This is a genomic window from Hydrogenophaga sp. 70-12, assembly GCF_001897365.1.
Taxonomy (GTDB): Bacteria; Pseudomonadota; Gammaproteobacteria; order Burkholderiales; family Burkholderiaceae_C; genus Hydrogenophaga; species Hydrogenophaga borbori.
On record NZ_MKSS01000274.1, the window covers coordinates 1 to 8783 of the forward strand.

5 protein-coding genes are annotated in these 8783 nt (G+C 73.1%); 3 read left to right on the forward strand and 2 right to left on the reverse strand.

Annotated elements, in window-relative coordinates:
• A partial coding sequence (locus tag BGO22_RS15050) for a circularly permuted type 2 ATP-grasp protein (protein ID WP_286851523.1) occupies positions 1-1665 on the reverse strand: 1665 nt, incomplete at its 3' end.
• 46 nt (positions 1666-1711) lie between these two features.
• Complete coding sequence (locus tag BGO22_RS15055) at positions 1712-5134, reverse strand: transglutaminase family protein (protein WP_070398774.1); 3423 nt, start codon at positions 5132-5134, stop codon at positions 1712-1714.
• 86 nt (positions 5135-5220) lie between these two features.
• Here BGO22_RS15055 and BGO22_RS15060 point away from each other — a divergent pair, with 86 nt between their 5' ends.
• From BGO22_RS15060 to BGO22_RS15070, 3 genes are all read left to right on the forward strand, one after another.
• Positions 5221-7662: a ComEC/Rec2 family competence protein gene (locus tag BGO22_RS15060; protein ID WP_254668140.1), complete on the forward strand. Its 2442-nt coding sequence runs from the start codon at positions 5221-5223 to the stop codon at positions 7660-7662.
• A 132-nt stretch (positions 7663-7794) separates the two neighbouring features.
• Entirely contained in the window at positions 7795-8220 is a 426-nt protein-coding gene (locus BGO22_RS15065; protein ID WP_286851524.1) for a hypothetical protein, read from the forward strand.
• A gap of 87 nt (positions 8221-8307) precedes the next feature.
• On the forward strand, positions 8308-8783 hold a 476-nt coding region (locus tag BGO22_RS15070), incomplete at its 3' end, for a circularly permuted type 2 ATP-grasp protein (RefSeq protein ID WP_286851525.1).

Consider the following 8783-nt stretch of genomic DNA (forward strand, 5'->3'; position numbering starts at 1 on the left):
GTCGAGCACGGTTTCGGCCAGGCGCACGGTGTTTTCGGCGCGTTCGGTGTAGCGGCCCAGCCAGAACAGGTTTTCGGCCGCGCGGCTGGTGACGGGCTGCTTCTGTTGCGCGATGGCGAAGGAGCTGGGCTGGCCGCTCAGCAGGCTGGTGGGGTCCACCGCGCCGTCGGTGAGCACCCAGCAGTCGGCGCTGCTGCCGCCGCGCTGCATGGCGGCCACCAGCTGGCCGCGCGGCGCCAGGCGCACCAGGCCACCGGGCAGCACGCGCCAGGAACCGGCGCCATCGGCCAGCGCGAACACGCGCAGCATGGCCGAGCGTGGCATGAGCCGGTCGCCCGTCCAGGTGGGGGTCTGCGAGAGCGGCAGCCAGGACTGCACGGTGTGCTGCTCGGGTTGGCGCACCAGGCGGCCGGTCCATTCGTCGATCTCGCGCGGCGTCAGGCCCTGGCCGATCACGGTGTCGGACCCGCCGCCGGGGTAGGTGGCCTTGATCACGCCGTCCCTGAGCAGGGGCAGCACGCCGCGCAGCGCGGCGTCTTCGCCGCACCACCAGGTGGCCAGCGAGGGCAGGGCCAGCGGCTCGCCCAGCAGGTGCTCGCTGATGGCGGGCAGGAAACCGAGCAGCGCGCTGGACTCCAGCGGCGCCGAGCCCGGCGCGTTGGCCAGCACCAGGTGGCCGGCGCGCAGCACCTGCAGCAGGCCGGGCACGCCGAGGGTGGAGTCGGGGCGCAGCTCCAGCGGGTCCAGCCACGGGTCGTCCACGCGCTTGATGAGGGCGTGCACCGGCTCCAGGCCCGCCAGGGTCTTGAGGAACAGGCGCTCGTCGCGCACGGTGAGGTCGTTGCCTTCCACCAGCGTGAGGCCCAGGTAGCGCGCCAGGTAGGCGTGCTCGAAATAGGTTTCGTTGTACGGACCGGGCGTGAGCAGGGCGATGCGCGCGTTCTCGCCTTCGGGCGCCAGGGACTTGATGCCGTCCATGAGCGCGCGGTAGCTGGCGGCCAGGCGCTGCACCCGCAGGCCGGCGAAGGCCTTGGGGAACTGGCGGCCGATGGCGATGCGGTTCTCGAGCAGGTAGCCCAGGCCGGAGGGCGCCTGGGTGCGCTGGCCCACCACCCACCAGCGTCCGTCGGGGCCGTGGGCCAGGTCGAAGCCGACGATGTGCAGCCAGGTGCCGCCGCGCGGGCGCACGCCCTGCATGGCGCGCAGGTAGCCCGGGTGGCCCTGCACCAGGGCGGCGGGCAGCAGGCCGCGCTGCAGCAGTTCGCGCGGGCCGTAGAGGTCGGCCATCACGGCGTTGAGCAGGCGCGCGCGCTGCAGCACGCCGGCTTCGATCTGCGCCCAGTCGCCCGGGCCCAGGATCATGGGAAAGAGGTCCAGCGCCCAGGGCCGCTGCAGGCCACTGTCGTCGGCGTAGACGTTGTAGGTGACGCCGTTGTCGCGGATCTGGCGCCGCAGGTTCTCGGCGCGGCGGTTCAGGTCGGCCAGGCCTTCGGTGCCGGTGTGGTCGAAGAAGGCGGACCAGCTGGGGGCCAGGCCGTGCGGGCCATCGCCCAGCAGCTCGTCGAGGTGTCCCGGGTCGGCCGGCACGGCCAGAGACAGGGCCCATTCGCCCGGCCGCTCGGGGGCCAGGGGGCCGAAAAGGGAATCGTCAGGATCGGCGTTCACGGCGCGCAGTATGCCTGCGCGCCCCTGGCGGGCGGCCGGGCGAGGCTCACGTTCTCAGGTCCAGCGTGCAGGGGAATTCGCGGTTCACGGCGGCGGGCGCCACGCGCAGTCGGCCGGGCGTGTGGCCCATCGGGAAGAAGCGCGACAGGCGGCGGCTTTCGGCCTCGTAGGCGTTGACCGGGAAGCTGTCGTAGCTGCGTCCGCCGGGGTGGCTCACGTGGTACTGGCCACCGCCCAGGGAGCGCTGCATCCAGGTGTCGACGATGTCGAAGGTGAGCGGCGCGTGCACGCCGATGCCGGGGTGCAGGGCCGAGGGCGGCGCCCAGGCCTTGTAGCGCACGCCGGCCACATAGTCGCCGGCCGTGCCGGTGTGGTGCAGTGGCAGCGCGCGGCCGTTGCAGGTAACGGCGTAGCGCCGGTCGGTCCAGCCGCGCACGCGCACCTCCAGGCGTTCGAGCGAGGAGTCGACGTAGCGCACGGTGCCGCCGATGGCGCCTTCTTCGCCCATCACGTGCCAGGGCTCCAGCGCGCCGCGCAGCGTGAGTTCGATGCCGCGCACCGCGAGCTCGCCGATGAGCGGGAAGCGGAATTCGAAGTGCGGTTCGAACCAGGCCATGTCGAAGGCATAGCCGGCCTCGCTCAGCTCGGCCAGCACGTCCTCGAAGTCCAGGCGCAGGTAGGTGGGCAGCATCCAGCGGTCGTGCAGTTCGGTGCCCCAGCGCGCCAGCGGCGCACGGTAAGGCTGTTGCCAGAAGCGCGCGACCAGCGCGCGCAGCAGCAGCTGCTGGGCCACGCTCATGCGCGCATGCGGTGGCATCTCGAAGGCGCGCAGCTCCAGCAGGCCCAGGCGGCCGGCGGGGCCGTCGGGTGAGTAGAGCTTGTCGATGCAGAACTCGCTGCGGTGCGTGTTGCCAGTGACGTCGATGAGGATGTTGCGCAGCGTGCGGTCCACCAGCCAGGGCGGCATGTGTTCGCCATGCACCTGGCGCGCCCGCTCGATCTGCGCCAGCGCGATCTCCAGTTCGTGCAGCTGGTCGTTGCGCGCCTCGTCCACGCGTGGGGCCTGGCTGGTGGGGCCGATGAACAGGCCGCTGAACAGGTAGCTCAGCGCGGGGTGGTTGTGCCAGTAGGCCACCAGGCTGCCCAGCAGCTCGGGCCGGCGCAGGAAGGGCGAGTCGGCTGGCGTGGCGCCACCGAGCACGATGTGGTTGCCACCGCCGGTGCCGGTGTGGCGGCCATCGGTCATGAACTTCTCGGCGCACAGGCGCGTCTGGTGCGCGGCCTCGTAAAGAAATTCGGTGTGCTCCACCAGTTCGCTCCAGTTGTGCGCCGGGTGGATGTTGACCTCGATCACGCCGGGGTCGGGCGTCACCTGCAGCGTTTTCAGGCGCGGGTCGCGCGGCGGCGGGTAGCCCTCGAGCACCACCTTCACGCCCAGCCGATCGGCCGTGGCCTCGACGGCGGCGAGCAGGTCGAGGTAGTCCTCCAGCCGCGCCAGCGGCGGCATGAAGACATAGAGGTGCTGCCCTTGGCCGCCTTTGTCCTTCTCGGCCTTGGGGCCGTTGGCGCGCTGCGGGTCGCGCGCCTCCACGCACAGCGCGGTGCGCGTGAGCCAGCCGGCCGATTCGCCGCGCCGCGGGTGGTGCGAGGACAGGCCCTGGGCCTGGGCCGAGGGGCCGCTGCCGGGCCAGCCGCGCGCCGCCGCCACGTCCGGCGGCGCGCCGGCCGCCGCGTGCGCCTGCCATTGCGCGCGCACGGGGGCGCCGCGCGGCAGCGGCGCGCGCGGCGCGAACGGGTCTTGTTCGATGGTCTGGGGCCGGTCGCCGGCCGCCGCCCAGGGCAGCGAGTCCAGCGGCAGCCGGTAGCCCATGGGGGAGTCGCCCGGCACCAGGTACAGGCGCTCGTCGCGGAAGAACCAGGGGCCGGTGGACCACACCGTGCCGCCCAGGGCCGGGTGGCCGGCGTTGGCCTGCAGCGGCAGCACGTAGCCCACCACGCTGGACAGGCCCTGCTCGAACACGCGGCGCAGGCGCAGGCGCTCCAGCTCGTCGTCGAGCCGGCTGTCGAAGGGGTCCACGTTCACGGGCAGGCGGCGTTCGCGCCAGAGGTAGTACCAGGTGTCTTCGTGGCCCGCGGTGATGTATTGCGTGCTCAGGCCCAGCCGGCGCGCCAGCGCCTGCGCGAAGCGGCGAGCGTCGTCGCTGGTGCAGTGGGCCTCGTCGCGCTCGTCGGCCAGCAGCGCGGGATTGTTCCAGCACGGCTCGCCGTCGGCGCGCCAGAACACCGAGAGCGCCCAGCGCGGCAGCTGCTCGCCCGGGTACCACTTGCCCTGACCCATGTGCACGAAGCCGCCCTGGCCGTAGCGCTCGCGCAGGCGGCCCAGCAGCTCGGTGGCGTAGCCGCGCTTGGTGGGGCCCAGGGCCTCGGTGTTCCACTCGGCGGCGTCGCGGTCGCTGGTGGCCACGTAGGTGGGCTCGCCGCCCTGGGTGAGGCGCACGTCGTGCCGCGTCAGGTCCGCGTCGACCTGGTCGCCCAGCGCGAGCACGGCGGCCCATTGCTCGTCGGTGTAGGGCCGGGTGACGCGCGGCGATTCGTGCACGCGGCGCACGGCCATGTGGTGCTCGAAGGCCACCTCGCACTCGTCCACTGCGCCTTCCACGGGCGCGGCGCTGCCGGGCTGCGGCGTGCAGGCCAGGGGAATGTGGCCCTCGCCCGCGAGCAGGCCGGAGGTCGGGTCCAGGCCGATCCAGCCCGCGCCGGGCAGGAAGACCTCGCACCAGGCGTGCAGGTCGGTGAAGTCGCGCTCGGGGCCGCTGGGGCCGTCGATGGATTTCACGTCGGGCGCGAGCTGGATGAGGTAGCCCGAGACGAAGCGCGCCGCCAGCCCCAGGTGGCGCAGCAGCTGCACCAGCAGCCAGCCGCTGTCGCGGCAGGAGCCGCGCTGCCGCTGCAGCGTTTCCTCCGGCGTCTGCACGCCGGGCTCCATGCGGATGGTGTAGTCGATGTCGCGCCGCAGGCGCTGGTTGATGTCGACCAGGCAATCGATGGTGCGGCGCCGGTCGCGGGCGATGCCCGCGAGGTAGGCCGCCAGCCGCGGCGTGAGCGGCTCGGCCGCCAGATACGGTGCCAGTTCGCGCCGCTGCGCCTCGGCATACTCGAACGGGAACTGCTCGGCCTGCGGCTCCAGGAAGAAGTCGAACGGGTTGTGCACCGCCATCTCGACCACGAGATCGATGGTGATCTTGAACTCGGTGGTGGGCTCGGGAAACACCAGGCGGGCCTGGTGGTTGGCGAACGGGTCCTGCTGCCAGTTGACGAAATGGGTGGCGGGCTCGACGCGCTGCGAATACGAGAGCACCTTGGTCCGGCTGTGCGGGGCCGGCCGCAGGCGCACCACCTGAGGCCCCAGGCGCACCAGGCGGTCGTACCGGTAGTGGGTGATGTGGCTCAGGGCGACGTGGATGGCCATGAAAAGGCTTTCAGGGAAAGGGATGACGCGGGATCGCGCGAGCGCCTCCACGCGGTTGAAAAATCATGCTAGCAAGTCTTGCGCCATTGCGCGATGACGTTTGCGCGCCGGCGCCACCGCGCGCCTGGCGCCCGGGCTGGGCCCTGGCCGGCGGGGTGCTGGGCACGGCCGCGCAGCTGCAGCAGCCGGACCTGTGGGGGTGGGGGGTCTGTATCGGCATCACCGTGGCGGGCCTGCTGGCGCTGGCCTTGCGGGGACGCCTGGCCTGGTTGCTGGCGGGCGCGGCGCTGGCCTTTGGCGGCGCGGGCTTGCGCGCCCTGTCGCTGTCCGAGCAGGCCCTGGCGGGCGCGCTGGAGGGACGCGACATCGCGGTGGTCGGGCGCGTGGCGTCCCTGCCGGTGAAAGACCCGCAGGGGGAGCGCGTCGAATTCATCGTCGAGCGCGCCAGCCTGGACGGCCGGCCCGTGCCGCTGCCGCCGCGCCTGCTGCTGGGCTGGACCGGTGGACCCCCCGCCGGGGGCGATCGTCCCGGCCGCCCGGGGGCCTGGGCGGTGGCGCACCCCAACCCGGGCCTGGTGGCCGGCGAGCGCTGGGCTTTCGAGGTGCGGCTCAAGCGCGCGCACGGCAGCCTCAACCCGCACGGCTTCGACCGCGAGCGCTGGCTGTGGGAGCGCGGCATCCTGGCCACCGGCTACGTGCGCGCCGGCCCGCGCGACCCGGTGCCCCAGCGCCTGGGACAGACCTGGCTGCACCCGGTGGACCTGGCGCGCCAGCGCGTGGCCGACGCCATGGGCGAGCGCCTGGGCCACTCGCGCGCGGCGGGCGTGCTGGCGGCGCTCGCGGTGGGCGACCAGTCGGCCATCGAGCGCGAGGACTGGGCGCTGTTCCGCGACACCGGCGTGGCCCACCTCATGGCCATCAGCGGTTTGCACGTGACCTTGTTCGCCTGGCTTGCGACGGCGCTCATCGGCTGGGCCTGGCGGCGCGCCGCGCCGCGCTGGCCGGCCGTGGCCCGGCGCTGGCCCTTGCCCTGGGTGGCCGGCTGGGGCGGCGTGGCCTGCGCCGCCGGCTACGCGGTGTTCTCCGGCTGGGGCGTGCCCTCGCAGCGCACGGTGCTGACGCTGGCGCTGGTGGTGGGCCTGCGCTTGTCGGGTCGGCGCTGGCCCTGGCCGGCGGTGTGGCTGCTGGCGATGGCCGCCGTGCTGGCGCTGGACCCCTGGGCCTTGCTGTCGGCGGGTTTCTGGCTCAGCTTCGTGGCGGTGGGCCTGCTGTTCGCGAGCGACCCGGCGCGCGAGGCGCCGGCCAGCGGCCTGGCCTGGCGCGGCGCCCAGGCGCTCAAGCGCCTGCTGCGCGAACAGGCGCTGATGACGGTTGCCCTCGCTCCGCTGACGCTGCTGCTGTTCGGCCAGGTGTCGCTGGTGGGCCTGGCCGCCAACCTGATCGCCATTCCCTGGGTCACGCTGGTGGTGACGCCGCTGGCCCTGCTGGGCCTGCTGGCCCCGCCGCTGTGGACGGCGGCGGCGGGGGCGGTGGACGCGCTGGTGCCGCTGCTGCAATGGCTGGCGGCCTGGCCCGGCGCGGTGCTGCACCGGCCGGTGCCGCCCTTGCCGCTGGCCTTGGCCGCCGTGGCGGGCGGTGTGTTGCTGGCCATGCGCTTGCCGGCGGTCGTGCGCGCGGCCGGGGCCTGGCTGGTGCTGCCCGTGCTGCTGTGGGCGCCGCCGCGCCCGCCCGAGGGGGCGTTCGAACTGCTGGCGCTGGATGTGGGGCAGGGCGGTGCCGTGCTGGTGCGCACCGCGCGCCACGCGCTGCTGTACGACACCGGCCCGGCCTGGAGCCCCGAGGCCGACGCGGGCGAGCGCATCGTGCTGCCCTTGCTGCGGGCGCTGGGCGAGCGGCCCGACACCGTGGTGGTGAGCCACCGCGACAGCGACCACTCGGGCGGCGCCAAGGCCGTGCGCGCGGCGTTTGCGCAGGCGCGCTGGCTGTCGTCCTACGACGAAGCGCCGGCGAACCACTGCCTGGCCGGCCAGCGCTGGACCTGGGACGGCGTCGACTTCGAGATCCTGCATCCCGGCCCCGAAGCCTGGGCCAACCGTGGCCTGTCCACCAACGCCATGTCCTGTGTACTGCGCGTGGCGACCCGCCAGGGCGCCAGCGCCTGGCTCACGGGCGACCTGCCCGCCGCGCAGGAGGTGCGCCTGGCGCTGGAGCGGCCGAGCGAGCGCGCCACTCTGCTGCTGGCGCCGCACCACGGCAGCGCCAGTTCCTCCAGCCCGGTGCTGCTCAATACGCTGCGGCCGCGCTGGGTGGTGGTGCAGTCGGGCTACCGCAACCGCTTCGGCCACCCGGCGCGGGTGGTGGTGGAGCGCTACGAGGCCAGGGGCATCCCCTGGGTGGAATCGCCGCGCTGCGGCGCGGCGACCTGGCGCAGCGACCGGCCCGACGAACTGCGGTGCGAGCGGGTGGCGGGGCGGCGGTACTGGCACCAGGACGTCCCGCTCGCGCCGGCGCCGCCCGCGGCCGATTGAGTCGGGGCGAGCGCCCGACCCCAATGGCCTAGGCCATTTCAGTGCCGACCCGGCGAACTTCGGCGCGCGCGCGGCCACACAAGTTCGCCCGGCATTCGTTGCGGGGCTCACCCGCATTCCGTGTCGAGCACCATGTCCAAGTCCTCCTCTCTCTCCTATTTCGCCGCGCGCCTGCAGACCCAGTTCGACGGCTTCCAGCTCAAGCGGCAGGCCATGAACCCCAAGGCCCATCCAGGGGCCGACGCCAGGCTGCGCAGGTACTACAGCAAGCAGGGCAAGATCGTTGACGCGTTGTACGTGCGGGGCGGTGGCCTCTACGTCTCGCGCAACCCGCCGTCTTTCGGCGATGCGGGCAAGGCGTCCAGCCGCTACCGAAAGCTGGTGGGCGCGATCGCCAGCCAGTTTCGCAGCCGCGGTAACCCCAGCGCAGCCAGCCGCGCGAACCAACTGGGCAAGGCCGTGCAGCACCGGCCCACCGACCCGGCGGCTGCGATCGCCTACGGCCGCCAGCTCCGGCAACTGAACCTCGATCTGGTCCTCGCCAGCGCCGACGAGTAAGTCGGCCGCGCCGGCGCGTCGGCCGCTGCACCAGGGGTTTCCCCTGGCCCGCTCCTTGCTATGCTCCCTCGGCAGGAGAGCAGCACCATGAGCCGACCCATGTTCGACGAGATGCACGCCCCGAACGGGGTTGTGCGGGAGCACTACCGGCACTACGCCCGCTGGCTGGCCGAACAAGCCGACGAGTCCATGGCGGCGCGGCGCGAAGAGGCGGAGATGATCTTTCGCCGCGTCGGCATCACCTTCGCCGTCTACGGCGCCAAGGACGAGGAAGGCGCCGGCACCGAGCGGCTCATTCCCTTCGATCTGATCCCGCGCATCATCCCCGCGCACGAGTGGCGCACCATGGAAGAAGGCCTGGTGCAGCGCGTGACCGCGCTCAACCGCTTCATCCACGACGTCTACCACGGGCAGGAGATCATCAAGGCCGGCGTCATCCCGGCCGAGCAGATCTTCCAGAACGCGCAGTTCCGTCCCGAGATGATGGGCGTGGACGTGCCGCACCAGATCTACTCGCACATCGCCGGCATCGACATCGTGCGCGCCCCCAACGCCGACGGCGA

Coding starts and splice junctions, on each gene's coding strand:
- BGO22_RS15055 (WP_070398774.1), bottom strand. CDS start 5,134: ATGGCCATCCACGTCGCCCTGAGCCACATCACCCACTACCGGTACGAC.
- BGO22_RS15065 (WP_286851524.1), top strand. CDS start 7,795: ATGTCCAAGTCCTCCTCTCTCTCCTATTTCGCCGCGCGCCTGCAGACC.